Origin of the sequence: Nitratidesulfovibrio sp. (assembly GCF_040373385.1) — a bacterium.
GTDB lineage: Bacteria > Desulfobacterota > Desulfovibrionia > Desulfovibrionales > Desulfovibrionaceae > Cupidesulfovibrio.
The window spans coordinates 7,538-34,285 of the sequence record NZ_JBDXXH010000001.1 but is presented as its reverse complement, the minus strand read 5'-3'; the positions used below and the strand labels follow the sequence as shown (position 1 = coordinate 34,285).

The window sequence follows — 26,748 nt, the reverse complement described above, 5'->3', positions numbered from 1 at the left end:
GGGGCTCTGCCCCTACAGGTAAGGAGAAAACAGCCAGCACATCGCATCGCGCAGGCGCACCGGCATGCTGCGGGCAGTCAGCGATTCGGGCGTCACCTCGTCCGACACGGCGCGCACCGCCTCGAAGTGGTGCCCCAACTGGCGGGCCACGGTGGTGTCCAGCACCTCCACCGTCAGCTCGAAGTTCAGGCGCAGGCTGCGCGGGTCGATGTTGGCCGACCCCACGTGGGCGTAACACCCGTCGATGAGCAGCAGCTTGGTGTGGCAGAACGGCGGCGGCTGATAGAACACCCGCACTCCGCTTTCCAGCAGCGAGGGCAGCAGGTTGCGGGTGGCCCAGTGCACGAAGGGCAGGTTGTTGCGGACGGGCAGCACGCAGTGCACCTCTACCCCGCGCAGCGAGGCGGCGCGCAGCCCGCTGATCAGTTCGCGCGAGGGCAGGAAATAGGGCGTCATGATGTGGATGGATCGCTCGGCCCCGGCCACCACGCCCGCCAGCAGGTCGTGCACGCGCTCGGAGCCGAAGCCGGGTCCGTCCAGCACCATGCGGCACAGCGAATCGCCGCAGGGTTCCTCGCGCACCTGCGGGCCGGGGGCGTATTCGCCGGTGACGAAGCCCCAGTCACGCAGAAAGGCTTCCTGCAACTGGGCCACGATGGGCCCGCTGAACAGAAAATGCATGTCGGTGACGCAACGGGTGCAGCCCTGCGCGGCCATGTGGTTCTGGGCGATGTTCATCCCCCCGGTGAAGCCCACCTTGCCGTCGCACACCAGCACCTTGCGGTGGGTGCGCAGGTTCACCGAAAGCTGCGGCGGCACGAGATGCGGCGGCAGAAAGCGTTCCACGCGCACCCCGCGCCGGGTCAGCCGCCGCCAGGCGCGCGGCCAGTGGTACAGGCAGCCCACGCCGTCCACGATGACCCGCACGTCCACCCCGCGTGCCACGGCGTCGGCCAGGGCATCCACGAAGCGCTGGCCCGCGTCGCCGGTGCCGAAGATGTAGGTGGTCAGAAAAACGCTGTGCTCGGCATTGTCGATGGCGTCGAGCATGGCGGGGTAGGCCTGCTCGCCGTTATGCAGGGGCTGCACGTGGTTGCCCCCGGCCAGGGGGCGCCCGGTAACCGCATAGCCCACGCGGGCCAGCCGCTCGTAGCGCGGCGGCACGATGGTGGACGGCATGGCCCCCGGCGGCTCGTTCCGGGCCGGGCCGCCGTGCAGACGCCCCCCTTCGCGCAGGCGGCGGGTTTCCGATTCTTCCAGCAGGCGGGCGGCGCGGCTGTGCACGCGGTTGATGCCGAACAGGAAATAGAGCAGCGGCCCGGCCACGGGAAAGGTAAGGCACACGGCAATCCACCCCAGCGCCGCACGCGGGTCGCGCTTGTACAGCAGGGCGTGGCCCGCCGCATACACGGAAACCCCGTACATGGCGGGAATGAGCACCCATTGCAGGGTGACCAGGGTGACCGCCGGGAAGGGGGTCATGCCGCACCCCGCAGGGGCCGGACGCGGGCAAGGTGCCTGATGGAGAGGATGTCGGGACCGGGGGTAAAGGGGGCGCGGCCCGGCCCGCGCGGCACAGTGGGGGCGGTTCGAACCATGACTTCGCGGCCTAGCGGACGACCAGCACGGGCACCTTAGCCAACTGAAGCACCTGATGGGTGACGCTGCCCATGATCATGCCGCCCAATTCGCCCAACCCGCGAGAACCCATGACGATGGTGTCGCACCCTTCCTCGTCGCAGACGCGCACCACGGCCCTGCCGGGGGCACCGTCCACGATGCGCACGGAATTGGGCACGCCCAGTTCGTCCAGCAGGGCGCGCGGCTCGGCCAGCATGGCTTCCGCCTCCTGGGTGCATTCACGCACCAGTTCCTCGCGCGGCTCGCCGCCGATGAGGGCGGGAATTTCGCCAAAGCTGTGCATAAGCACAACGTGCCCCGTGCCACCGCAACGAGCCAGGTTCACCGCGTGGCGCAGGGCCAGGCGGGCATGCTCCGAACCATCCATGGGAAGCAGTATTCGTGCATAGGGCATGACGCGGACTCCTTCGTGCTGTGCGCGCCAGTGGCGTCGCGTGGGCGCACCCCCCGCTGTCGCCCACCGGGCCGGGCGCGGCATGCGCGGACGAATGCCCGCGATCATGCAGAACACGGCGGTACAAGGCATGGCAAGGGAATGCCGATGCATGCACAATGGCACGACTGGCGCGACCTGTGCAACCCCCGCCCCGCCCCCTCCCCTGCATCGCCCACATTCGGGTCGCCTGCCCGCATTCGTCGTCCGCGCAGTCATGTGACGGGCAGCCGGTCGGCGGATGGACAGGCACAGAGGAGGGGTACGCGTCAGCCTCTTCCGGCCCCCCGCGCTTTCTGGTATGGCATGCCATCTGGACATCCACGTGCGCCGTGCTTTCAAGGGGGGTTCCGAATGACGGACGACAGGACGGGCGACAGGCGGGACAGGAAACAGGAACAGCACGCCACCGGTGGGGCAGTTGGCGGGGTGAGGGCTGGCGACGACGCGTCCGCCGGCAAGATGCCCGGCCTGCTGCGCGCCCTGCTGGACAACCCCATGGTGGCCATGTTCCTGCGCGACGGCCAGGGCCGCTATCTGGCCGCCAACCAGTTGTACGCCGACCTGGCCGGAGTGCCCGGCAAGGACATGGTGGGCCTTTCCCCGCACGACATCTTTCCCCATGCCGTGGCCAGCGCCCTGCTGGACGAGGACCGGCGCGTGGCCGCCGACGAAACCCCCATGCTGTGCGAGCGCATGCTGCCCGACGACGCTACCGAGCGGGTGTTCCGCGTGGCCAAGCTGCCCCTGCCGCCCGAGGTGGCCGGGGCAGGTGCCGTGCTGGGCCTGGCCTTCGACGTCACCGCCCTGGTCCAGGCCGAAATAGAAGAAGAGGTGCGCCAGCGCACCGCCGCGCTTGCCGAAAGCACCGCCCGCTTCCGCGCGCTGTTCGAACTGGCCCCCGACGCCGTGTACGTACGCGGCGAGGGCGGCCGCATCGTGGACTGCAACCGCACCGCCGAACGCATGTCCGGCCACCCGCGCCAGGCCCTGCTGTCCCTGCGCACGGCGGACCTGCTGCCCCCGGACATCGAGGCCCGCATCGACAACCTGCTGGCCGGAAGCCCCCTGCCCGACGCCACCCCGGCGGGACCGCCCACAGTCCCGCACGAATCCTGCCCGACCGGCGGCTTCTGCATGGAGGGGGTCTGCGCCACCGCGCAGGGCAGCCACGAGGCCGAGGTGAGCGTGGAGCCCCTGCCCCTGTCCCTGCTGCGGGGCGAGGGCATGGCCGCACTGGTGGTGGTGCACGACATTTCCGGCCGCCGCGCCGCCGAACGGCAGGCGCGGCTGTTCGAACGGGTGTTCCGCAACGCGCTGGAAGGCATCTGCATCACCGACCCGGAAGGTACCATCGTGGCGGTGAACCCGGCCTTCACCACCATCACCGGGTACCCGGCGGAAGAAGCCGTGGGCGCGACCCCGCGCATCCTCAAGTCGCACCACCACGACAGCGCCTTCTACGAGGACATGTGGCGCACCCTGGTGGAGGATGGCCGCTGGGAAGAAGAAATCTGGAACCGCCGCAAGAACGGCGAGGTCTACCCCGAGTGGCTGAGCATCAGCGCCATACCCGGCCCCACCGGGCGCACCGAATACTACGTGGCCGTGTTCCACGACATCACGGAACTGAAGGCCAAGGAATCGCAGATCCAGCACCAGGCCCACCATGACGCGCTCACCGGCCTGCCCAACCGCGCCCTGTTGCGCGACCGGCTGGGCATGGCCATCAACGGCGCCCGGCGCGAGGGCCGCAAGGTGGCCGTGCTGTCGGTGGACCTGGACAACTTCAAGCAGGTCAACGACAGCCTGGGCCACATGGTGGGCGACATCTACCTGCAACAGGCCGCCGAGCAGATGCGCCAGATGGTCCGCCCGCAGGACACCCTGGCCCGCGTGGGCGGCGACGAATTCGTCGTGGTGCTGCAGGACGTGGAGAACGAACGCGACGCCGCGCAGGTGGCCGAACGGCTGCTGGCCCGGTTCACCGACCCGGTGCGCGTGCAGGAACACGAACTGTTCGTGGGCGCCAGCGTGGGCATAGCCCTGTTTCCCGACGACGGCGACGACCCGGACACCCTGGTGCGCAACGCCGACATCGCCATGTCGCGCGCCAAGGAACAGGGCAAGCGCCGCTACCACCTGTTCACCCCGGCCATGAACGAACGCGCCGTGCGCCGCCTGTCGCTGGAAGGCGACCTGCACCGCGCCCTGGCCGCCGGAGACATCACCGCCCACTACCAGCCGCGCGTGGACCTGAACACCGGCCTGATCACCGGCATGGAGGCCCTGGCCCGCTGGACCCGCGCCGACGGCAGCCAGGAACACCCGGCGGAGTTCATCCCGCTGGCCGAATCCACGGGGCTCATCGTGCCCCTTGGCGAGCACATGCTGCGCCTGGCCTGCGCCAGAACCCGCGCCCTGTGCGATGCCGGGCACGCCGACCTGCACGTGGCCGTGAACCTTTCGCTGCATCAGTTCCGCCACCGCAACCTGGTGGGCATGGTGGCCGACGTGCTGGCCGAAACGGGCCTGCCGCCGCACCTGCTGGAACTGGAAATCACCGAATCCACCATCGTCACCGACGCGGACCACACCATCCGCAAGCTGAACCAACTGGCGGAAATGGGCATTGCCCTTTCGGTGGACGACTTCGGCACCGGCTACTCCTCGCTGTCCCAGCTCAAGAACCTGCCGCTGACCTCGCTGAAGATCGACCGTTCGTTCATCCGCGACATCCCCGACGACCCCAACGACGCGGCCATCGCCGCCACCATCATCACCATGGCCGACAGGCTGGGGCTACGCGTGGTGGCCGAAGGGGTGGAAACGCCGGAACAGCTCAACTTCCTGCTGCTGGAAGGCTGCCACGAGGTGCAGGGATTCCTGTTCAGCCGCCCCCTGCCGCCGGAAGAGTTCGCCGCGCTGCTGGTACGGGGCAGACGACTGACCGTGCCCCGCGACGGGGGCGGCACCATCTGACCGGGGATGGCCGGTGGAGGGGGCGGCCCTGCTGCATCAGCACCGCCCCCGCACCGTCCCCATCCCGCCCATGCCATCACACCACGAACGCCCCGGCCCGGAAACATCCGGAAGCCGGGGCGCTGTCGTTGTTGGGTGCGGGTAGGACGTGTGCGGGTGGGACGCGGGCGTGCGGACGTCCGGCCCCACGACATGCGGCAGAAGGCTGGCCCCCGCGCGAGAACCGCGCGCGGAGAACAGGGACGGAAGAGGAATCCGGCTCAGCGGCCCAGCCGCTGCACCAGCCCCATGATGTCGTACACCAGCCGCGCCGCCGCAAAGTCCGCCGCGTGAAAGCCCAGCATGGGGGCCAGTTCCACCACGTCAAAGCCCAGCACCTGCCGCCCGGCCATGGCCAGTTCCAGGCAGCGCCGGGCGTCGTACCAGCCAAGGCCGCCGGGCACCGGAGTGCCGGTGGCGGGCATGATGGAGGGGTCCAGCCCGTCCACGTCGAAGGTCACGTAGATGCGTTCCGGAAAGCCCGGCGGCAGCAGCGGGTCGGGGATGCCGTGGCGGGCCAGCGCGGCGGCGTCCAGATGGCCGATGCCCAGCGCGGCGCGGCAGTCCACTTCTTCGCGGCACAGGGCGCGCACCCCGATCTGGAACAGCGGCAGGCCAAGGTCGGCCACGGCGCGGCGCATCACCGCCGCGTGGCTGTAGGGGGTGCCGCCGTAGCTGTCGCGCAGGTCGGCGTGGGCGTCGAACTGGATGACCCCGAACCTGCCGTGCTGGCGGTGCAGCGCCCGCAGCGCCCCAAGGGTGACGGTATGCTCGCCGCCCAGCAGCACGGGCAGCCCCCCGTGGGACAGGGCCGTGGCCGTGGCCGCCTCGATGCGCGCCAGCACCGCCTCCGCCCCGCCGGAACAGTCCACGGCGGGCGCGGTGTGAATGCCAAGCTCTGCGGGCACCGATTCGCCGTCCCACAGTTCCAGCTGGTCCGACGCGGCAAGGATGGCGGCAGGCCCCGCCGCCGTGCCCCCGCCGTAGGAAACGCTGTCTTCGTAGGGGACGGGGATGACATGAAAACGCGCCCCGGCGGGCGCGGCATTGTCCAGTTCAGAGGCCAAGAAACGCCCTTCGGCGTGCCGCATGGCAAGCTCCGGTAACGCCTTCCCGCGCGGGGAGGCGGCTGTTTGCCCATCCGCGCGCCATGACACCCCTGACATGCCGCGCGGCCCTTCCAACAACGCCGCCCATCGGGGGGCGGCAGCCGAAACCATGAACCGAAAAGCGCGTGCCGGGCCGCGATCTGCGGCACATGGGCACGGCACGCAGGGTCCGCGCCAGACCGCGCCCGCCCCCACGGGCCGCGCACATCGTACGGACCCCACGGATCGTACGGGCCGCAGGAATCGCACGGGCCGCGCACGTCCGCTCACGTCAGCGCGGGGCTCTCGCCCCCGGCAGGCTAGGCCACCAGGGTGCGCGCCCCCTCCACGTCGAAATACGAAAACCACAGGAACCGGCGCAGCCGCACGCGGGCCGGTTCGTCCCAGCGCAACCGCTTTACCGACGGGTCCAGCCACACCACCACGCCGTCCACCATGTGCCGGTGAAAGGCGGGCCGCATCCATTCCGGGGGTTGCCCCACGCGCACGGCGGGGGTTCGCACGGGCATGATGCGCGATGCTCAGCCGCAGCCACGCGCCGCCTGCATGTACACGATCACGTTGCCGCCGTCCGACAAAATGCGCTCCCGCGCGTTGTCATCGATGTAGATCATGGCTGCCTCCGGGGCGCATGGCGCCCGCATGGACACATGCTAGGCATTGCCGAACGCAGGCGCAAGCACCCCCGAAAGCCGCACGGACTGGCGAACCGCATGCCCGCCGCATCAGGACAGGCGGTACTTGAACGCCTCGTACCCGAAGGAGCGCACCACCTCGCGCCGCGCGCCCCGCCCGACGGCATCGCCATCCGCGTCTGCCGACCGGTAGCGGGCAATGGCGGGCAGTTGCAGCCCGTTGAAGGTGGTGGTCTTGACCATGCTGTAGATGGCCATGTCCAGGAAGGCCAGCCGGTCGCCGGGTTGCAGGGGCGCGTCGAACGAGTATTCGCCGATGACATCGCCCGCCAGGCACGACTTGCCCGCGAAACGGCAGGTCCACGCCTTCTCGCCCGGCAGGCCGGAACCGATGCAGCCGGGGCGATAGGGCATTTCCAGCACGTCGGGCATGTGCGCGGCGGCAGAGGTGTCCAGAATGGCAACGGGCATGTCGGCCTGCACCACGTCCAGCACGGTGCACAGCAGCACCCCGGCGTTCAGGGCCACGGCCTCGCCCGGCTCGATATACACCCGCACCCCGTACTTCTGCTGCATGCGGTCGATGCACCGGCACAGCAGGTCAAGGTCGTAGCCGGGACGGGTGATGTGATGCCCGCCGCCGAAGTTCAGCCATTTCATGCGCGAAAGATGCGCGCCGAACTTCGCCTCCACCGCGTGCAGGGTGCGGTCCAGCGCGTCGGCGTCCTGCTCGCACAGGGTGTGGAAATGCAGGCCGGATATGCCGTCCAGCGCGTCCTGGCCGCGCGCCGCCGCCTCGGCCAGGGCGGCCTCGAAGTGGTGGGGCCGCACCCCCAGGCGCGAACCCGGCGAGCAGGGGTTGTAGATGGCCACCGCCCCTTCCGAGTGCTCCGGATTGATGCGCATGCCGCACTCGATGGGCCGCCCCGCCGCCGCCACCGCCGGGCGAAACCGGTCCCACTGCGCGAACGAGTTGAACACCAGATGATCGGCCAGGGTCACCAATTCGGCCATGTCCGCAGCGCTGTACCCGGCGGCAAAGGCGTGCACCTCGCCCCCGAATTCCTCGCGGCCCAGCCGCGCCTCGTGCGGGGAACTGGCGCAGGTGCCGTGCAGCACCCCGCCGTGCGCGCGCGACAGCAGCGGAAACAGGCTCCACATGGCAAAGCCCTTCAGCGCCAGCAGCACCTTTGCCCCGGTGCGGCGCTGCACCGTGTCCAGAATGGCGGCATTTGCCTCTATGCGGGCCTCGTCCACCACAAAGCACGGGGACGGGAAGCGGGTGGGGTCGAGCTTGGCGAGATAGGCTTGGTCCATCATTCTGGGGGTACTCCTTGCAAAAGCGGAATGCGGGATGCCTCGGTGTAATATGGACTTCTGTCGGCAGCGCGGAAGCCGGAAAACGTTTACACCCCACCCGTGGCGATGGGGCGCATGCGCCCCATGAGCAGGGGGACGCGCCTCTGGCTTGCCGGGTCGGGCGGCAGGTAGCCGGGCAGCGCGTCCAGAAAGTCGTCATCGGCCAGCAGCGCGGCAAAGGCCGCAGCAAGGTAGCCGCGCACGGCTGCGTCCGCAGCCTGTACCTCGCCCGCGATATCCGATCGGCCATCCAGCACGGCCACCAGGTCTTCCATGTCGTGGCTGGTGAGGTAATCGCCGTTGCCCCGCCCCCGAAAGGCTTCCAGCTTGGTGGCCAGAAAATACGCCGGGGCGGCCACCCGCAAGGTCACGCCGTCCACGGTCATGCGCACGGCATGGCGCAAGGCATCGGCGTACCAGCAATTGGAAAAGCCCAGAATGGCATCGTCCGTGGGCATGGCGTCGAGCACCAGCGCTCCGTGTCGCCAGCGGCACACCACATCCATGTCCTCCGCGAAGCCGCGTGACCGCAGGCGGTCGGCCACGCGGTAATAGTCGTGGCGCGTGGCCGCCTCGACAATGACGTCCACATCCAGCGTGGGACGTACATCCGGGGCCGCCGGGTCGGTCAGCAACAAGGCCACGCTGGCCCCGCCGACGAAGGCCACTTCGTCCGCAAGGTCGCCCAGCAGGCGCGCGGCGTCCAACACATGGCCGATGTTACGCAGTCGGCGCATCATCGCTCCGCAACATGCCTTTCAGAAATTCAGCCGCCCGCTGCTGTTCACGCGCCCGCCCGATGCGGATGGCGTCGAGCAGGCTCAGGGCGTCGTACAGGCGGGTATTGCGCAAGGCAACTACCGGTACTGATTTATACAACGGCGACAGAGACACGCCCCGATGGTCCCCTTCCGGATACGGCCAGACATACACCGCTTCGGCTCCCGAATCATGCAGGAGTTCTCCCTTCAGTGCGGGCGCGGCAAAAGCCGTCGGCACCCCGCGCGTCACCGTGCCGATGTCTGGAGGAAAGGCGTACTTCACGCCATGCACCAGAAATTCCTCCAGCGCGGCGCGCACGGGCTTTCGCCTGTTCTCATCGTACAGCCGGGCTTGCGCGGCACGCCTGATGGAACTGTGGACCATGGACATGCTCATGCCCAGCGCCACGCCCAACTGGTCGTAGGTCCAGCGGGTACGCCGCGCCACCGAAAGCTTGAGCATGACGAGTACATCTTGCGGGAGCAGGTTCATGGACATTCCATATTCTAGATTCTAGAATGCCGCAAGGCCCCTCCTGAAAATCACCACCATGCTCCCCCATACCCGCTGCCTGAACAAGGACCGGGGGACCGCACGCGCGGCCCCCCGGAATTCATGCTGCTCACTGTGCCGAGACAATCGGCATTCTGAGGGCAAACTACCCAGAATGTCTATTTTTCAACCACAACCCACGGCAAGCCGTGCTTGTTCAGGGCGTCCATGAACGGGTCGGGGTCCAGCTGCTCCATGTTGTACACGCCCTTGCCGGACCACTTGCCGGTCATCATCATCATGGCGCCGATCATGGCGGGCACGCCAGTGGTGTACGAAATGGCCTGCGATCCCACCTCGCGGTAGCATTCCTGATGGTCGCACACGTTGTAGATGTAGACGGTCTTGGGCTTGCCGTCCTTCACCCCCTGCATCAGGCAGCCGATGCAGGTCTTGCCCTTGGTGCGCGGGCCGAGGGATGCCGGGTCGGGCAGCAGCGCGCGCAGGAACTGGATGGGCACGATCTTCTTGCCGTCGTGCTCCACTTCGTCGATGCGGGTCATGCCCACGTTTTCCAGCACCTTCAGGTGGTTCAGGTAATTGTCCGAAAAGGTCATCCAGAACCGGGCGCGCTTCAGGCCATTCAGGTTCTGCACCAGCGATTCCAGTTCCTCGTGATACATGAGGAAGCACTTCTTGGCGCCGATGCCCTCCGGAAAATCGTAGTTCATGGACCACGACAGGGGATCGGTTTCCACCCACTCGCCCCGTTCCCAGTAGCGGCCGCGCGCGGTCACTTCACGGATGTTGATTTCCGGGTTGAAGTTGGTGGCAAAGGGGTGCCCGTGGTCGCCCGCGTTGCAGTCGATGATGTCGAGCACGTGCACCTCGTCCAGCAGGTGCTTCATGACGTAGGCGCAGAACACGTTGGTCACGCCGGGGTCGAAGCCGCTGCCCAGAAGGGCCATCAGCCCGGCCTTCTCGAAGCGCTCCTGATAGGCCCACTGCCACTTGTACTCGAACTTGGCCTCGTCCAGCGGCTCGTAGTTGGCGGTGTCCAGGTAGTGCACGCCGGTTTCGAGGCAGGCGTCCATGATGGTCAGGTCCTGGTACGGCAGGGCGATGTTCAGCACCATGTCCGGCTTGTACGCGCGGATCAGCGCCACCAGCTCGGGCACGTTGTCGGCGTCGACCCGGGCCGTTTCAATGGTGCGCCCGGTGCGGGCCTTCACGTCTGCGGCGATGGCGTCGCACTTCGACTTGGTGCGGCTTGCCAGCATGATTTCGGAAAATACGGAGGGAACCTGCGCGCACTTGTGGACGACCACGCCGCCCACGCCGCCAGCGCCGATGATGAGGACACGTGCCATGACGCACTCCTTTGCGCACCCCGCCCGCCCCGAGCACCCATGCCCGGAAACGCGCGACCGCGCGACACTGCTGTGGTTATCCCGAACGGCCAGCCCCACACCATGGGGCGGCCCCGCTTGTTGCCTGCATGCGCCGGTGACCGGCGTCAGCATACCATGCGATCGGCATGGCATGCATCAAGGGTATCCTGCTTCGATGGGGTGCGGAGCCTTGCGCTTCACGCCTTTAGCGATTTCCGCAAAAGCACTACCACGCCCATGGCGACAGTGCGATTTCGTCTTATCGCACCGCGCTATGCCTGCGGCGCCCGCTTCCGAAAGAGGCATCTTGTTCGCTGGCGAGGAAGGCGAGCCGTTCATGCAGGGAGTGTACTCTTATCGTACTCGACCGGAATGAAAGGCGACGCCTGACGAAGCCAGCGGGCAAGAGGCCCTTTCGGAGCGGGTGCCGTTAGCGTTCGAAGTAGGTGTACCCCCGCAACCCATCCTCATACGCCTGCATCACCCGGTACCGGTCGGAGGGGGTGATGCGCCCCTCGCGCACGGCCTGTTCCGCCGCCTCGCGGATGTCGTCGATGATGCGGCGGGGGTCGTATTCCACATACGACAGGATGTCCGCCACGGAATCGCCGCGCAGTTCGCGCACGAATTCGTAGCTGCCGTCCTCGTGCACGCGCACCGAAACCACGTTGGTGTCGCCCAGCAGGTTGTGCAGGTCGCCCAGGGTTTCCTGATACGCCCCCACCAGGAACACGCCGAGGTAGTATTCCTCGCCGTCCTTCAGGGGGTGCAGGTCCAGGGTGCCCTTCACGCCTTGCGGGTCGATGAAGTGGTCGATGCGGCCGTCGCTGTCGCAGGTGATGTCGGACAGGATGCCCTGGCGCGAGGGCAGCTCGTTCAGGCGGTGCAGGGGCACCACCGGAAACAGCTGGTCGATGGCCCACGAATCGGGCAGCGACTGGAACACGCTGAAGTTGCCGTAGTAGATGTCGGCCAGGGCCACGTCTATCTCGGCAAGATCCTTGGGGACGTGCTTCAGCTTCTGCTTTTCCTGGGCGATGCGCTTCATGATGGCCCAGAAGTAGCGTTCGCCAAGGGTGCGTTCGCGCAGGGTGATGCGCCCGGTCAGGAACTGCTGGCGCACTTCGTCGCGGTAGTACACGGCGTCGTTGTAGCATTCCTGAAGGTTGCGCAGGGTAAGACCGGCCAGCGCCTCGCGCATGTTGCGCACGGGCTCGGGGCAGTCGTCGGGCAGGATGTCGGGCAGGTTGCCTATCTCCACGCGGCTCACGTCCAGGATGTTGAACAGCAGCATGGAGTAGTAGGCCACGGTGGCGCGGCCCGATTCGGTGACGATGTGCGGATGGGCGATGCCTTCCTCGTCGAGGATGTTCATCACCGCTTCGATGATGTCCGCGCAGTATTCGTCCAGGCTGTAGTTGCGGCTGCTCACGTAGTTGGTGTGCGAGCCGTCGTAGTCCACGGCTAGGCCCCCGCCAAGGTCCAGATAGCCCATGGCCGCGCCTTCGGCCACCAGGCCGCCGTAGATGCGGCAGGCTTCCATGACGGCAGCGCGGATGTCGCGGATGTTGGGCACCTGCGACCCCAAGTGATAGTGCAGCAGCTGGAAGCAGTCGAGCATGTCGTGGTCCTTCAGCAGGTCCACCACGTCGACGATCTGGGCCGTGGTCAGGCCGAAGGTGGAGCGCTCGCCGCCGGAATCGGTCCAGTGGCCACCCGCCTTCACGGACAGCTTGGCGCGCACGCCGATGAGCGGGCGCACGCCAAGGCACTTGGCGCGTTCGAGAATCAACGGCAGCTCGCTGGCCATTTCCAGCACGAAGAAGCACTTGTAGCCCATGCGCACGGCGTGCAGGCCAAGGTCGATGAATTCCTCGTCCTTGTAGCCGTTGCAGACAAGGCAGGCCTCGTGGTCACGCAGTTGCGAGACGGCGGCGATGAGTTCGGCCTTGCTGCCCACCTCGAGACCGTGGTGGTAGCGCGAACCGAACTGGGCGATCTTTTCGACCACCTGCTGCTGCTGATTGACCTTGATGGGGAAGATGCCCCGGTATTCGCCCTTGTAGCCGAGCGACCCGATGGCCTTGCGGAAGGATTGGTGAAGACTGGTGATCTGGGAATCGAGAATGTTCTCGATGCGCAGGAGCACCGGCATGTCATAGCCGCGCTCCCGCATGCCCCGGATGATTTCCGGGATGCTTACGGCAGGACCGCGGTTGTCTCCGAAAGGATAGACCACGACATCACCACTCTGGGCGACATCGAAGTACCCGGCACCCCAATTGCGGATGCCATAGAGCTCAGCGGAGTCTTCGACACTCCACTGTTGCAGCGTACGGTTTCTTGCCAATTCCCGAACCTCATACATACCCCGTTTACAGGTGCATGCCACGGCGCCGCCTTTACGGCGGGCCGACCAGAGCCTCTCTCTTGCCCTCGTGCGCGGGTGCAGGGCAGGGGCGCGCACGCGTTGGAAGAGTGGCACTATCTATTGGCAGCGGGGGGCCTTGTCAACGGTATTTTCCCCCTTTTCGCACGAACGTCACAGAGTCCTGCAATCATTGAGCGTGCATGACGGGGCATGCGCTCCCGGTGGGCGTTCCACCCATTTTGCGGTAGGGCATGACGTGAGGGAAGACTTGCCGCTGACAGGGCGGGCAACGCTGTGGTATGGCGGGGCTGTGGCATCGTGAAGGCAATATCCAGCAAGGACTAAAGGCCAGGCCGAATTCCGCCGTAAAGAGGTGGCTGGTCGGCACTTGGTTGGCTTGCCGCAGGGGTGCCAATGGCCTGCCAAGCCGTTTGGCTGGTCAATCCGGTTGAGTAGTCCGACGAGGCAGTCCACCTGGACAGACTGGCTGGTCAATCTGACTGGACAGGCCGGCTGGTCAATCCGGCTGGTCAATCCGGCTGAGCAGGCCGACGAGTCAGCCCCCTTGGGCAGCCCGGCTGTTCGGTCGCAGGATTGGCCGTTGCATTGGCCACCTTGCCGGCCAGCAAGTCAGTTGCCCGACCACCTGCCCCGCAGCGGCCCGCGCCCCCGGCGACGCCTTGCGGCCAGACTTCACGACTGCACAGTACTCAGGTTTCATTCCGGTAGGCGCGCGTGCGGCACGTTTGGGGAAACGTGCGGGGAGGCCGCCACTACCGGCCCGCCCGGCACCGCCCCTTGCGTTTTCCCGCACGCATGGACACGCCAGCCCGACCTTCGCCCCGGTTCCGGATGCCGTGGTGCGTTGCGGGCATGTGCGGCCTTGTCCGCCCCCATTGTTGCACGAGAGGCACCAGTGCTCGAAAAGAACAGGTTGCACCGCTGCATGAACGCCCTGCTGGCCAACGGCCTGCAGGACGACGCCGACCCGGAGACCGCGCGCGTCACCGGCGTGGCGAACCTGTTCTATGGCGTCACCGCGCTGTTCTCTTCGGTAATGGGGGTGCTGGATTTCATCCAGGGCCAGAACACCTTCACCCTGTTCCTGCTGGTGATGCTGGGCCTTGCCCTGTTCGGGCTGTTCTGGGTGGGCCGCACCGGACGCCACGTACTGCCCAGCACCACGCTGGTTCTGGCCCTGTTCTGCCTGTCGCTGTACATGGTGTCCCATGGCGGGGTGGAGGGCAGCGGCTTTGTGTGGCTGTTCATCTTTCCGCCCGTGGTCATGCTGACCTTCGGCCTGTCCGTCGGCATACTGCTGATGAGCGCCCTGCTGCTGGGGGTGGGGGCCATCCTGTTCCTGCCGGGCGATCCCTTCCTGTACGCCGACTATTCGCAGGCCTTCCGCATCCGCTACATTGTGGCCCTGCTGTGCTGCGGCATCTTCGCAGGGCTTGCGGAATACACCCGCCGCCACACCCAGCGCCTGCTCATCCTGCTTACCCAGCAACTGGCCGAAAGCGCCCGCACCGATGAACTGACCGGCCTCGCCAACCGCCGCGCCCTGTGTGAACGGCTGGAATACGAGCAGGTGCGCGCCCGCCGCACCGGCAGGCCGCTGTCCATCGCCATCTGCGACATCGACCACTTCAAGTCGGTAAACGACTGTTACGGCCACCAGTGCGGCGACCAGGTGCTGCAATCGGTGGCCGGGCTGCTGCACGACAACCTGCGCCACCAGGACACCATCTGCCGCTGGGGCGGCGAGGAATTCCTGCTGCTGCTTCCGGAAACCGACGAGGCCGGGGCCGCACGGCTGGCCGAAAAGCTACGCGGCCAGGTGGAAGCCATGGAGTATTCCTACCACGGCATCCCCGTCAGCGTTACCCTGTCCTTTGGCGTGCACACCTGCGGCCCGGAAGGCGACATCGACTACCACATCCGCAAGGCCGACCAGAAACTGTACCTGGCCAAGGAACAGGGCCGCAACCGGGTGTTCGCCGGGGAAGTACCCGACATCTTCCTGCCCGAGGGGTTGATGCTGGACGAAGAGGAAGCCTAGGGACAGTTGCCAAATTGTCTTTCCGCCCTTTGGCTTCGACCCGAAGGGCGCGAAGCGTGGCCGTTGGGCGAGCCTGCGAGCCATACGGACATCGTGCGCAACACGGTCAAACTGCCCAGCCCATCACAACGAATGCGGGCCGCAAAGGTTTCCCCCTCGCGGCCCGCTGGTCGTTTTCGGATGCGGCGTCCGGCGCTACACGCCGCCGCGCACCAGTTCCAGCAGCGTGCGCACCGCAAAGCCGGTGCCGCCGCCGGGGCAGATGGAGCTTTTCTTGGCGGTGTAGGCCGGACCGGCAATGTCCAGATGCGCCCAGCGCACGCCCTTGTCCACGAACTGCTTCAGAAACAGCGCCGCGTTGACGGCCCCGCCCTCGCGCGGGCCCACGTTGGCGATGTCGGCCACGTCGCTCTTCAGGTTCTCGAAGTACATGTCCCACAGCGGCAGGGGCCAGAAGCGGTCGCCCACCACATCGCCCACGGTACGGATGCGCCCCGACAGTTCGTCGTCGTTGGCGAACACCGCCGCCACGTCCATGCCCAGCGCCACCACGCAGGCCCCGGTCAGAGTGGCCAGGTCCACCACCACCTCGGGGGCGTATTCGCGCTGCGCCCAGGTCAGGGCGTCGCACAGCACCAACCGCCCTTCGGCGTCGGTGTTGAGTATCTCCACCGTCTTGCCGGACAGGGTGGTCACGATGTCGCCGGGGCGGGTGGCCCGGCCATCGGGCATGTTCTCGGTGCAGGGCATGATGCCCACCACCCGGCGGGGCACGTCGGAACGACCCAGCGCCTCGAACAGGCCAAGGATGGCCGCCGCGCCCGCCATGTCGCCCTTCATCTCGTGCATCTTGGCGGCGGGCTTCAGGCTGATGCCGCCCGTGTCGAAGGTGATGCCCTTGCCCACGAACACCAGCGGCTTCTGGTCCTCGGTACCCTTGGGAGCATGCTCGATGACCACCAGCCGGGGTTCCTCCTCGGCGCCGCGGAAGACCGAGGCAAAGGCCCCCATGCCCATCTCCACCAGTTCGGCGCGGCCCAGCGAGCGGGCCTGCATGCCGTACTTCCTGGCGATGGCCACGGCCTGCTCGGCCAGATGGCCGGGGGTGACGAAGTTGGGCGGACCGTTGACAAGGTCGCGCGCCAGGGCCACCCCGGCGGCGGCTGCCTCGCCCCGGCGGGCGGCGGCGTGCAGGTCGTCCGGCACCGAGGCTTCGGCGCACAACAGGGCCAGCCAGCGCGGCTCGAAGCGGGCGTCTTCACCGTTTTCGGAACCGGCGTTCCCGCCCCCGTTGCCAGCACCGTTGGTCTTGAACCGATCGTAACGGTACAGCCCCAGCAGCGCCCCGCACACGGCCTCCTCGACGGGGGACCATGCAGGGGCCGCATCGCCAGCCTCTGCCACGCGGGCCAGGGCCACCGCGTCAATACTCACCGTCTCGATCTTCAGTTCGCGGCAGCGGCGCAGGGCCGCTCCCGCCGCCACGCGCAGCCCGGCAGGGGCCGTGGCCGCGAACGCCTCGCGCTTGCCAAGGCCCGCCGCGATCACACGCGGCACCGCCAGGGCCGGGTGCCCGTGGAACACGGCAACCTCGTCCTTCTTGCCCCGAAAATCGCGCACCGCCGGGGCAATGCCCAGCCACGGCGCTGCCTCCAGCAGTTCCGGCACCACGTCCGCAAGGGCGTCGCCCTCGAACAGGAACACGATCACCGCATCCGCGCGCCACTGGGCAGGACCGCCCACCTGAAAGCGAATGTCCACGTCACACCTCCATCACGCGCCTCTCCGGCGACATGGCAATTCTTGAAAATTAAACCACCGGGGGCTTCCACGCAACGGCACCGGCGGCAAAAAGCCACCGGTGCCCAACATAGCATGTCTTGGCCGGAGAGGCATGCGATGCCCGCTCCCAAGCACGCTTGGCGTTACCGGGCGCATGCAAACCAGGATTTTTGTTCGCTGGCGAGGAAAACTAGCCTGCCATGAGGGAGTGCGGCAGCCGTTAGGCGAGCTTGCGAGCCTTACGGATGGCGACCGCACCGCATACTCTTATCGTATTCGACCGACATGGCAGGCGAAGTTTGACGACGCCAGCGGGCAAAAGGACGGTTTGCAGTACCCAACTAAAAATCCAAGCCGTAGGTATTAATAAACTGCCCGATGCGGGCACGCGCGGCCTGCATGCGCTCGCGCAGTTCCACCTTGTAGGCGGCCAGGTCCAGTTGGCGGCGCGCCACGCCGGTGCGCATGGCGGCTTCGGCCACGGCCGGGGCCACCCATTCGATGACGCGCGGGTCCAGCGCCTTGGGGATGATGTAGTCCACCCCGAACGCCAGTTCCGAGATGCCATAGGCGGCCAACACCTCGGCGGGCACGGGCTCGCGCGCAAGGGCGGCCAGGGCGCGGGCCGCGGCCAGCTTCATTTCCTCGTTGATGGCGCTGGCGCGGGTGTCCAGGGCGCCCCGGAAGATGAACGGAAAGCCCAGCACGTTGTTGATCTGGTTGGGGTAGTCGGAGCGCCCGGTGGCCATGACCACGTCGGCGCGGGCGGCCCTGGCGTCTTCGTACGAGATTTCCGGGTCGGGGTTGGCGCAGGCGAAGATGATGGGGTTCGGGGCCATGGAGCGCACCATGTCCTGGGTGACCATGCCGCCCACGGAAAGGCCCAGGAAGCAGTCTGCCCCGCGCATGACCTCGGCGAGGCTGCCGTGGTCCCGTTCCTGCGCGAATTCCAGCTTCTGGGGGTTCAGGTCGGTACGGCCCTTGTTGATGAGCCCGCGCGAATCGAACATGAACACGTTCTTGCGCTGTACGCCGAGCGATTCGAAAAACCTGGTGCAGGCGATGGCCGCAGCCCCCGCACCGCTGATGACCAGCTTGACGTCCTCTGGCTTGCGGTTCGTCAACTCAAGCGCGGCGATGAGCCCCGCGCCCGAAATGATGGCCGTGCCGTGCTGGTCGTCGTGGAACACCGGAATGTCCATCTGTTCGATGAGCGTCTGTTCCACCTCGAAGCACTCCGGCGCCTTGATGTCCTCAAGGTTGATGCCGCCGAAGGTGGGTTCCAGCATCTTCACGAATTCGATGATCTTCTTGGGGTCTTTCTGGTCGATGGACAGGTCGTACACATCCACGTCCGCGAAAATCTTGAACAGTACGCCCTTGCCTTCCATCACCGGCTTGCCCGCCAGCGGCCCGATGTTGCCAAGTCCCAGCACCGCCGTGCCGTTGCTGACCACGGCCACAAGGTTGCCCTTGTTGGTGTAGTCGTAGCCCAGCGACACGTCTGCGTGGATGGCACGGCACACCTCGGCAACGCCGGGGGTGTAGGCCATGGAAAGATGCTTCTGGGTGGCGCAGGGCTTTACGGGAACCACCTCGACCTTCCCGGCGTGGCCGCAGGAGTGGTAGCGTAGCGCCTCTTCCTTGGTGAACAGGGCCATGAATGCCTCGCTTGTCGTTGACGGTGCGGTAAAGGGAACGGACGCCGCGCCCGGCAGGTTGTCTGCCCGAGGCCGACTGCATGTCCTCACGTCCGGGCAACGTAGTGCAGCGGCGCATCCATTGCAAGCCGCGCCGCGTCCTGCTTGCCGCGCCGAACGAACCGGGATAGTTTCAGGAATGCTCCGCCGTCGCCTGTTCTCGCCCCTCATCCTGCCGGTGTACTCGTTCGCGGCCACCATACTTGCCGGGGCCGTGCTGCTGTACCTGGACATCAGTCATGCCCCTTCGGCGGACGAGGCCGGGATATCCTTCGTGGATGCGCTGTTCACCGCAACGTCCGCCGTCTGCGTCACCGGGCTGACCGTTGCGGACACGGGCACCACGTTCAGCCTGGCCGGGCAATGGATCATCCTTGCGCTCATCCAGCTTGGCGGCCTTGGCATCATGACCTATTCCAGCCTACTGGTGTTCCTGCTGCGGCGGCGCGTGTCGCTTACCGACAGGCTGGCCGTGGGCCAGGCCCTGATGCACGACCCCTCGTTTCATCTGGGGCGATTCCTGTACCGGCTGGTGCGCACCATCCTGTGCATCGAACTGGCGGCGGCATGCCTGCTGTACATCTTTGCCCCGCAGGGCATGGGCGCGTTCGGCGCGCTGTTCCATGCCGTGTCGGCCTTCTGCAACGCGGGCTTCGGCCTGCGGCCCGACAACCTGATGCCGTGGCAGGAACACGCCGGGGTCAACCTGGTGATCATGTTCCTGATCGTGGTGGGGGGCATCGGCTTTTCGGTCATCGACGAACTGCTGGGGGCCGCGCGGACGAAACTTTCCGGCAGGCCCTATCGCCCCCTCAGTCGTCACACCAGGCTGGTGCTGACTACCACCGCTTTTCTCATCGTGGCCGGGGCCGCGCTGATCTGGCTGGCCGAATACCTCAGCGACTACACCGGGCTCAGCCCCACCGGGCTGGTGCTGCCCGCCTTCTTCCAGTCCGTCACCTGCCGCACGGCAGGCTTCAATACTCTGGACATCGCACGGCTGACCGACTTCACCCTGATGGTGATGATCTGCCTGATGTTCGTGGGCGGCTCACCGGGGTCGTGCGCGGGCGGCATCAAGACCACCAGCTTTCGGGTACTGGCCGGGTTCGTGGAAATGCAGTTGCGCGGCAGGCGACAGAACGTGCTGCTGGGCCGCGCCGTGGACACGCCCACCCAGACCAAGGCGCTGACTCTGTTCCTGTTCGCCATCATCGTTGTCACCGTGGGCACCATGCTGCTCAGCCTGACCGAGGGCGGCATCAGCCCGCACACCCATGCCCGGTTCCAGCAACTGGACCTGATGTTCGAGGTGGTCTCCGCCTTCGGCACCGTGGGCCTGACCACCGGCGTCACCCCGCACCTGAGCGTGCCCGGCAAGATTTTGATAACCCTGCTGATGTTCATCGGGCGTATCGGCCCCGTCTGGCTGCTGGCCACCTTGCAGCATTTGCAGAGCGAACCCAAGTTCCGCTGGCCCGAGGTGGACTACCCCATCGGGTAGCCCACACTTGCTGGCGACGCATCCGGGAGCATCCCCATGGTGAATGTGGCGAAGAGACTGGAAATCGGCATCGTGGGCCTTGGCAAGTTCGGCCTGCAACTGGGCCGCACCCTGACCGAGATGGGCCATACCGTGGTGGGGCTGGACACCGGCGAGAGCCGCGTGCGCCTTGCCCAGGACGTGCTGGCGCAGGTCTACCAGGCCAACGCGGCAGACATCGCGGTATTGCAGCAACTGCGCTTCCAGGACCTCGACATCGTGTTCGTGAGCGTGGGCGATTCCATGGAAACCTCGCTCCTGGTGGTGCTGAACCTTCAGGAGCTTGGCGCGCGCAAGATCGGGGTCAAGGCGGCCTCCATCGAGCACCGCAAGGTGCTCACGCGGCTCGGCGTTGACCTGGTGATCCTGCCGGAACACGACGTGGCCACCCACGTGGCCCACCGGCTGGCCAACCCCGGCATGCTCGACCTGCTGCCGCTGGGCGGCGGGGTGCTGGTGCAGGAACTGGTGGTGGACAAATGGGCCGGACGCACCCTGATGGACCTGAAGCTGGTCAACGACCACGGGGTCATGGTGGTGGCCGTGAAACCGTTAGGCAGCAAGGAATACCGCTTCGTACCGCAGGCGCACGAAACACTGGACCGTGGGGATGCGCTGGTGGTCATCGGCAAGCAGGATGATGTGTTGCGGCTGGTGCCGTAAGGGGTGCGCGGGGCGGGGCGATAAGGGGGATTGGGAGAGGGAGCGCAGTGATGGGCACGGCCTCTACGAAGACACGCCAGCCCGTTTGACCACGCCCGATTTCGTTATGCCTCCGGCGGGCAGGAGGTGTTGTAACGAACACCCCCTGCACCCCCGCGTTCCAGGGGCTCCGCCCCTTGGAACCCCAAGTCGTCACGCACCGCATTCCTGTGCCGGGCAGCTTCCCTCCGGCGCAGACGCCTCCGGGTGATCTGCCCGGCGGAATGCGATGTGCGCGAATCTCCCGCTACCTCTATCCCACTTGGGCGCCTTGCCCACGCCCTCGTTGCGACGCATGTGCCGCCGCCAAGGCTCGGCGTCACACGCTTCTACGCGCGGCACTTTTTCGTTGAGCATGATGACGGACAATGCCCAAGGCTTGGCCTGCTGCGTTGGCGCAAGCAGCGAACGACCATTGTTTGTTGGCCTCCCTTTCGATCAATGCGCCACCCCATACGCACCTTGTGCGGTGTTGCGCGCCGCAGCCGGAGATCGCCGCCGAGGCCTTGCGAGGCGGAAGCTCCGGCGTCGCGGATGTGCGCCGTATGCGAACCGAGGGGAAAGGCACCCTCGCTACGCCGTAGCGACGAGAGCTTTGCGCACATTCGCATTCCGTCGGGCAGATCACCCGGAGGCGTCTGCGCCGGAGGGAAGCTGCCCGGCACAGGAATGCGGTGCAGGATACGTCGGGGGACCAGGGGGCGGAGCCCCCGGAGCGCGGGGATGCAAGGGGCCGCCGCTCTGCGGCCCCTTGCCCGCCGGAGGCATAACGAAATCGAGCGGGGTCAACAGGGGGGGCGTGTCTCCGTAGAAACCGCACCCGACAGGGCACAACCCCTCTTAACCGCTACGCCCTGTTCGTAATGAACACCCCGCACGTCACCAGCGCGGCCCCCAGCAGCAGCGACACGGGCAGCGCCTCGCCCAGCATGGCCCAGGCGCACACTATGGCCGTCAGTGGCACGAAATTGATGAACACCCCGGCCCGTCCCGCGCCTATCTCCTTCACCGCCTCGTAGAACCAGGTGAATCCCAGCACGGTGCCGAACACGCCAAGATAGGCCGCAGCCACCCACAGCCCCACCGGGTACCTCGGCAGTGCCGCCCACAGCCCTTCATACAGGGCGAAGGGCAGCAGCATCACCGTGCCCACCGCACACGACCAGGTCACCGCCGCCAGCGGCGACAGTGCGCGCATGACCACCTTGCCCAACAGGGAATACGCGGCCCAACTGGCCAGGCAGCCCAGCAGCGCCACATCGCCCCACGACAGGGCCGACGAGAACAGCGTCAGCGGGTTGCCACGGGTGATGGCGATGACCGCGCCGCCCACGGACAGCAGGATGCCCGCCAGCTTGCGGCGCGACAGCGGCTCGCCCAGAAACAGCGCCGCGCCCACGGCGATGGCGATGGGGTTGTTGGTGACGATCACCGCCGCCCGGCTGGCGGGTACGGTGGCAAGCCCGGTAAAGAACAGGGCGTTGTAGGCAAACACCCCGGTGGCCCCCAGCAGCAGCACCCCGGTCCAGCCGTGCATGCCGAGCGAGGTCAGGCGGGGCAACGCCCCCTCGCGGCGGCGCACATACCAGAACAGCAGGCCCGTGGCCATGGCAAAGCGCAGAAAGGCGGCGGAAAAGGGTCCGGCATGGGCGGCGGCGATGCGCCCGGCAACAAAGGTGCCACCCCAGAACACGGTGGCCAGCATCAGCTTGGCATACAGCAGCATGAACGACTCCCGCGTGCAGGAAAAGGCGCGGCGGCGCGGGCGCACGATGCGCGGGGCACGTCGCGGGAAGGATGACAGAAAATAACGCAGCAACACAGCTCACCCGCACTGTGGCGCGACAGCATGTTACCACAGTATTGCCCCGTAACGTGCCGGGATTGCGGCACGTTGACACGTGCGGCGATATACGGGAAAAACATGGTACTGTCGAGGTGCTACCCCCAGGGTTTGCCCGGCAGCCCGTTGCACGACGGGACATACCGAACGTTGCCCCAGAGCCGTGTCCTTGCGCCGGGCAGGACACGACCCGCCACGACCTTCCGTGGCACGCAACCGCAGGAGGCCCATGACCCGACGCCACCCCCTACGATACCTGACGACCATCCTGATGTTCTGCGCGCTGCTGGCCGCCTCGCTGCCCGCAGCGGCCAGCGAGGCACCCGCCAAGCGCGGGCGCGCCTCATGGTACGGCGACGACCTGCACGGCAAGAAGACCGCCAGCGGCGAAGCCTATGACATGAACGCCCTGACGGCCGCGCACAAGACCCTGCCCCTTGGCACCGTGGTCCGCGTGACCAACCTTTCCAACGGCCGCTCCGTGCTGGTCACGGTGAACGACCGGGGGCCCTATCGCGGCAACCGCGACATCGACGTCTCCTACTCCGCCGCGAAGCAACTGGGCATTGTCAGGCCGGGCAGCGCCGCCGTGCGCATCGAGGTGCTGGGCGATGCCAAGGGCCGCCCCCTGGACCCCGACAGCGCCTATTTCGTCCGCATCAGGTCGTACGCCAGCAAGGCCGAAGCCGAACGGCTGGTCCGCAAGCTTGAACGCGAGGGCGAAGCCGCCGCGCGCGTCCGTACGCGCACGGAAAACGGTCGCAAGCGCTGGATGGTCTGCGTGGGGCCCTTCCGCGACTTCGACGACGCGCGCGCCCTGCGCCGCCACCTGATGCAGCGCCACGCCGACATCGACATTGTGGCCGACCGCGCCCGCGACTGATCGCCCCCACCGTCACCGCTGCCGTCCACTCGCAGCCACCAGCCCGCGGCAGCTGTCCGCCGTCGCCGGTGTGGGGTCTCCGTTCGCGTCCGCCGTGTCCGCCCGTCCGGCTGCCCGCGCAGGACCACTGGCCAGCGACCTGCCCCTGTCTGGCCCTGAGCTGGCCCTGAGCTGGCCTCCGCCCCCCTGCCTCGCCGGGCACGTTGCCGCCACGGCTCCGTGCATGAACGGGCAGGCGCGGAAACGCCGTCCGCACACCTCTGCCCGGCCCCGCGCCATCTGCATGCGGTCACAAACCTGCATCCGCAGGCCACGCCCTTGTCCCGCAAGGCCGTATCTCCATCGGGCCGTCATGCCACCGCCGTGCAGCGGCCATTTTTTTGTGGATAAATTCCCCGCTGCTTGGCAATCTGGAATGAAACATATCGCCAACCACATCAGCGCAAGCCACAGGAAAAAGCCGCCCCATGCTCCAGCGCCCCCCCCGCATCCTGACCATCGACGACGATGTCAACGTCCGCTCGAACCTGGTCGCCTACCTCGAAGACAGCGGCTTTGACGTGATCGAGGCGGAAAACGGCCGCCGCGGGCTAGAGGCGTTTGCCGAACACGCGCCCGACCTCGTACTGGTGGACCTGCGCATGCCCGTCATGGGCGGCATGGAAGTGCTGGAGCGCCTGCGCGAGGACGCGCCCGAGGTGCCCGTCATCGTGGTGTCGGGCGTGGGCGTGCTGGAAGAGGCGGTGGAGGCGTTGCGCCACGGAGCGTGGGACTACGTGACCAAGCCGGTCACCGACATGCGCGTGCTGGAACACGCCGTGAACAAGGCGCTGGAGCGCGCCCGCCTGCTGGAGGAACGCAAGCGCTACCGCGAGCACCTCGAACTGGAGGTGCAGGAGCGCACCCGCGAACTGCGCGAAACCAACGAGCGCCTGGTGGAATACCAGGCGCTACTGCAAGAGAAAAACCAATTTCTTGAAGCGCTTGTGGAAAGCATGCCCAACCCGGTGTTCTACAAGACACTGGAAGGCACCTACATCGGCTGCAACCGCGCCTTCAGCCGCCTGATCGGCCGCAAGCCCGAAGACATCGTGGGCCGTTCGGTGACCGAAATCCTGCCGCAGGAACTGGCCTGCCTGGTGGATGAAACCACGGGCAGCCTCCCCTCGCCCGAGGACGAAGACGGTGCCGGCTACTCGTGCATGATCGACCTGCGCGATGCCGCCGGCGAGGATCGCGTGCTGGTGCTGTACAAAAGCTATTTCCGCGACCGCACCGGCCAGCGCGCGGGCGTGGTGGGCACCTTCCTCGACGTCAGCGAGCTGAAGCGCAAGGAAGCGCAGATCGTCCACCAGGCCACCCACGACGAGCTGACCGGCCTGCCCAACCGCATGGGGCTGCGCCAGCGCATGGAGGATCACGCCCGCAAGGGCGGGCCGGATACGCGGCTGGCGGTGCTGTATCTGGACATGGATAATTTCAAGACCGTCAACGACAGCCTGGGCCATGCCGTGGGCGACGAACTGCTGCGCGCCGTGGCGGGCCGCCTGGTGGGCATGGCCCCCCGGCGCGACATGGTGGCGCGCCTTGGCGGCGACGAATTCGTGATGCTGCTGCCCCTGGCCCCGACCAGCATGGGCGAAGGCGACGGCGAGGTGGCCGAGGCGGAATCGACCCGCATCCAGGACGCGTTCACCCGCCCCTTCAACGCCGCCGACCACGAACTGTACGTGATGCCGTCCATCGGCATCAGCGTTTCGCCCGACGACGGGCGCGACCCGGCCACCCTGCTGAAGAACGCGGAAATCGCCATGTACCGCGCCAAGGAACAGGGCGGCGCGCGCTTTCGCCGTTTCACCCAGGCCATGAACGACGACGTTACCCGGCGCCTGGCCATCGAAAAAAGCATTCGCAAAGGGCTGGAAAACGACGAATTCGTGGTGTTCTACCAGCCGCGCGTGGACATCACGACCGGTCAGGTCACCGGCATGGAGGCCCTGGTGCGCTGGGCCCGGTCCGATGGCACCATCGTACCGCCCCTGGAATTCATTCCCGTGGCCGAAGACACCGGCCTTGTGGTGGCGCTGGGCGAACGGGTGCTGCGTGACGCCTGCATGCAGACCCGCCGCTGGACCGACGAACTGGGCCCGCTGCGCATCGCCGTGAACATCTCCGCCCGGCAGTTCCAGCCGGACCTGCTGGACCGGGTGCAGGCGGCCCTGGTCGAATCCGGGCTGCCGCCCTCGCAACTGGAACTGGAAATCACCGAAACCACCATGATGCGCGACCTGCCCACCTCCGTGTCCATTCTGGAACGGCTGGCGGCGCAGGGCATCTCCATCGCCATCGACGACTTTGGCACCGGGCATTCCTCGCTGTACTACCTGAAGAATTTCCCCATCGACACCATCAAGATCGACCGTTCGTTCGTGCGCGACGTGCCCGGCGACGAGGGCGATGCCACCATCGTTTCCACCATCGTCACCATGGGCCGCAACCTGTCGCTGAACGTGGTGGCCGAAGGCGTGGAAACCGATGACCAGCTGGACTTCCTGCGCGCCCACGGCTGCCGCGAGGTGCAGGGCTACTACTACAGCAAGCCCCTGCCCGCCGCCGGTTTCGCGGACTGGATGCGAGCGGTCCTGGCTTCGGGCGGACGAACGTAGGGAACGCCGCGAGCAGATCCAAACAAGGGGACCGCGAGCAGCCGCAAATGAGGCAGGCCGCGAGCGGTCCTGGCTTCGGGCGGGCGAACGTAGGGAAAGCCGCGAGCAGATACAAACAAGGGGACCGCGAGCAGCCGCAAATGAGGCAGGCCGCGAGCGGTCCTGGCTTCGGGCGGGCGAACGTAGGGAAAGCAGCGAACAGATACAAACAAGGGGACCGCGAGCAGCCGCAAATGTGACAGGCCGCGAGCGGTCCTGGCTTCGGGCGGACGAACGTAGGGAAAGCCGCGAGCAGATCCAAACAAGGGGACCGCGAGCAGCCGCAAATGTGACAGGCCGCGAGCGGTCCTGGC

General features: G+C 66.9%; 18 protein-coding genes. 6 read left to right on the top strand and 12 right to left on the bottom strand.

What is annotated here, in order from left to right; genetic code table 11:
- Positions 1 to 12 precede the first annotated feature (12 nt).
- Positions 13 to 1,482: a phospholipase D-like domain-containing protein gene (locus ABWO17_RS00120; RefSeq protein WP_353114863.1), complete on the bottom strand. Its 1,470-nt coding sequence runs from the start codon at positions 1,480 to 1,482 to the stop codon at positions 13 to 15.
- Positions 1,483 to 1,609: 127 nt separating this feature from the next.
- Positions 1,610 to 2,035 (bottom strand): universal stress protein, encoded by a 426-nt coding sequence (locus ABWO17_RS00115; RefSeq protein ID WP_353114861.1) that lies wholly within the window; start codon positions 2,033 to 2,035, stop codon positions 1,610 to 1,612.
- Between the two features lie 393 nt (positions 2,036 to 2,428).
- On the opposite strand from ABWO17_RS00115, the gene ABWO17_RS00110 reads away from it, so the two are divergent.
- Positions 2,429 to 5,056: a sensor domain-containing protein gene (locus ABWO17_RS00110; protein ID WP_353114859.1), complete on the top strand. Its 2,628-nt coding sequence runs from the start codon at positions 2,429 to 2,431 to the stop codon at positions 5,054 to 5,056.
- Positions 5,057 to 5,316: 260 nt separating this feature from the next.
- Here the strand turns inward: ABWO17_RS00110 and speB are convergent, their stop codons facing one another.
- The 7 genes from speB to speA all read right to left on the bottom strand — a co-directional run bounded on the left by speB (position 5,317) and on the right by speA (position 13,193).
- Positions 5,317 to 6,186, bottom strand: coding sequence for an agmatinase (gene speB, locus ABWO17_RS00105; RefSeq protein ID WP_353114857.1), 870 nt, complete (start codon positions 6,184 to 6,186; stop codon positions 5,317 to 5,319).
- A 317-nt stretch (positions 6,187 to 6,503) separates the two neighbouring features.
- Positions 6,504 to 6,713 (bottom strand): hypothetical protein, encoded by a 210-nt coding sequence (locus ABWO17_RS00100; RefSeq protein ID WP_353114855.1) that lies wholly within the window; start codon positions 6,711 to 6,713, stop codon positions 6,504 to 6,506.
- A 216-nt stretch (positions 6,714 to 6,929) separates the two neighbouring features.
- Positions 6,930 to 8,159: a carboxynorspermidine decarboxylase gene (gene nspC / locus ABWO17_RS00095; protein ID WP_353114853.1), complete on the bottom strand. Its 1,230-nt coding sequence runs from the start codon at positions 8,157 to 8,159 to the stop codon at positions 6,930 to 6,932.
- Between the two features lie 86 nt (positions 8,160 to 8,245).
- Positions 8,246 to 8,935 (bottom strand): hypothetical protein, encoded by a 690-nt coding sequence (locus ABWO17_RS00090; RefSeq protein ID WP_353114851.1) that lies wholly within the window; start codon positions 8,933 to 8,935, stop codon positions 8,246 to 8,248.
- Positions 8,919 to 9,458: a hypothetical protein gene (locus ABWO17_RS00085; RefSeq protein WP_353114849.1), complete on the bottom strand. Its 540-nt coding sequence runs from the start codon at positions 9,456 to 9,458 to the stop codon at positions 8,919 to 8,921. Before ABWO17_RS00085 ends, ABWO17_RS00090 begins: the two co-directional genes overlap by 17 nt.
- 173 nt (positions 9,459 to 9,631) lie before the next feature.
- The gene (locus tag ABWO17_RS00080; protein ID WP_353114847.1) at positions 9,632 to 10,822 is read right to left on the bottom strand and encodes a saccharopine dehydrogenase family protein; all 1,191 of its coding nucleotides are present in this window, start codon (positions 10,820 to 10,822) and stop codon (positions 9,632 to 9,634) included.
- A 451-nt stretch (positions 10,823 to 11,273) separates the two neighbouring features.
- Positions 11,274 to 13,193 (bottom strand): biosynthetic arginine decarboxylase, encoded by a 1,920-nt coding sequence (gene speA / locus ABWO17_RS00075; protein ID WP_353114845.1) that lies wholly within the window; start codon positions 13,191 to 13,193, stop codon positions 11,274 to 11,276.
- 937 nt (positions 13,194 to 14,130) lie between these two features.
- Between speA and ABWO17_RS00070 the strand changes: the two genes are divergently transcribed.
- Positions 14,131 to 15,276, top strand: a complete 1,146-nt coding sequence (locus ABWO17_RS00070; RefSeq protein WP_353114843.1) for a GGDEF domain-containing protein — start codon at positions 14,131 to 14,133, stop codon at positions 15,274 to 15,276.
- A gap of 195 nt (positions 15,277 to 15,471) precedes the next feature.
- Here ABWO17_RS00070 and ABWO17_RS00065 read toward each other — a convergent pair whose 3' ends face one another.
- Entirely contained in the window at positions 15,472 to 17,037 is a 1,566-nt protein-coding gene (locus tag ABWO17_RS00065) for a leucyl aminopeptidase (protein ID WP_353114841.1), read from the bottom strand.
- A gap of 362 nt (positions 17,038 to 17,399) precedes the next feature.
- Entirely contained in the window at positions 17,400 to 18,719 is a 1,320-nt protein-coding gene (locus tag ABWO17_RS00060) for a malic enzyme-like NAD(P)-binding protein (RefSeq protein WP_353114839.1), read from the bottom strand.
- Positions 18,720 to 18,897: 178 nt separating this feature from the next.
- On the opposite strand from ABWO17_RS00060, the gene ABWO17_RS00055 reads away from it, so the two are divergent.
- Entirely contained in the window at positions 18,898 to 20,262 is a 1,365-nt protein-coding gene (locus ABWO17_RS00055) for a TrkH family potassium uptake protein (RefSeq protein WP_353114837.1), read from the top strand.
- A gap of 36 nt (positions 20,263 to 20,298) precedes the next feature.
- Positions 20,299 to 20,964 (top strand): potassium channel family protein, encoded by a 666-nt coding sequence (locus ABWO17_RS00050; protein WP_353114835.1) that lies wholly within the window; start codon positions 20,299 to 20,301, stop codon positions 20,962 to 20,964.
- 886 nt (positions 20,965 to 21,850) lie between these two features.
- Here ABWO17_RS00050 and ABWO17_RS00045 read toward each other — a convergent pair.
- Positions 21,851 to 22,729 (bottom strand): DMT family transporter, encoded by an 879-nt coding sequence (locus ABWO17_RS00045; protein WP_353114833.1) that lies wholly within the window; start codon positions 22,727 to 22,729, stop codon positions 21,851 to 21,853.
- 346 nt (positions 22,730 to 23,075) lie between these two features.
- Here ABWO17_RS00045 and ABWO17_RS00040 point away from each other — a divergent pair, with 346 nt between their 5' ends.
- Both ABWO17_RS00040 and ABWO17_RS00035 read left to right on the top strand, forming a co-directional pair.
- A complete protein-coding gene (locus ABWO17_RS00040) occupies positions 23,076 to 23,729 on the top strand; it encodes a septal ring lytic transglycosylase RlpA family protein (RefSeq protein WP_353114831.1) in 654 nt (217 codons plus the stop codon).
- 467 nt (positions 23,730 to 24,196) lie between these two features.
- Positions 24,197 to 26,395, top strand: coding sequence for an EAL domain-containing response regulator (locus ABWO17_RS00035; RefSeq protein ID WP_353114829.1), 2,199 nt, complete (start codon positions 24,197 to 24,199; stop codon positions 26,393 to 26,395).
- Positions 26,396 to 26,748: the final 353 nt, after the last annotated feature.

Coding starts and splice junctions, on each gene's coding strand:
- ABWO17_RS00120 (WP_353114863.1), bottom strand. CDS start 1,482: ATGACCCCCTTCCCGGCGGTCACCCTGGTCACCCTGCAATGGGTGCTC.
- ABWO17_RS00115 (WP_353114861.1), bottom strand. CDS start 2,035: ATGCCCTATGCACGAATACTGCTTCCCATGGATGGTTCGGAGCATGCC.
- ABWO17_RS00110 (WP_353114859.1), top strand. CDS start 2,429: ATGACGGACGACAGGACGGGCGACAGGCGGGACAGGAAACAGGAACAG.
- speB (WP_353114857.1), bottom strand. CDS start 6,186: ATGCGGCACGCCGAAGGGCGTTTCTTGGCCTCTGAACTGGACAATGCC.
- ABWO17_RS00100 (WP_353114855.1), bottom strand. CDS start 6,713: ATGCCCGTGCGAACCCCCGCCGTGCGCGTGGGGCAACCCCCGGAATGG.
- nspC (WP_353114853.1), bottom strand. CDS start 8,159: ATGATGGACCAAGCCTATCTCGCCAAGCTCGACCCCACCCGCTTCCCG.
- ABWO17_RS00090 (WP_353114851.1), bottom strand. CDS start 8,935: ATGCGCCGACTGCGTAACATCGGCCATGTGTTGGACGCCGCGCGCCTG.
- ABWO17_RS00085 (WP_353114849.1), bottom strand. CDS start 9,458: ATGTCCATGAACCTGCTCCCGCAAGATGTACTCGTCATGCTCAAGCTT.
- ABWO17_RS00080 (WP_353114847.1), bottom strand. CDS start 10,822: ATGGCACGTGTCCTCATCATCGGCGCTGGCGGCGTGGGCGGCGTGGTC.
- ABWO17_RS00060 (WP_353114839.1), bottom strand. CDS start 18,719: ATGGCCCTGTTCACCAAGGAAGAGGCGCTACGCTACCACTCCTGCGGC.
- ABWO17_RS00055 (WP_353114837.1), top strand. CDS start 18,898: ATGCTCCGCCGTCGCCTGTTCTCGCCCCTCATCCTGCCGGTGTACTCG.
- ABWO17_RS00050 (WP_353114835.1), top strand. CDS start 20,299: ATGGTGAATGTGGCGAAGAGACTGGAAATCGGCATCGTGGGCCTTGGC.
- ABWO17_RS00045 (WP_353114833.1), bottom strand. CDS start 22,729: ATGCTGCTGTATGCCAAGCTGATGCTGGCCACCGTGTTCTGGGGTGGC.
- ABWO17_RS00040 (WP_353114831.1), top strand. CDS start 23,076: ATGACCCGACGCCACCCCCTACGATACCTGACGACCATCCTGATGTTC.
- ABWO17_RS00035 (WP_353114829.1), top strand. CDS start 24,197: ATGCTCCAGCGCCCCCCCCGCATCCTGACCATCGACGACGATGTCAAC.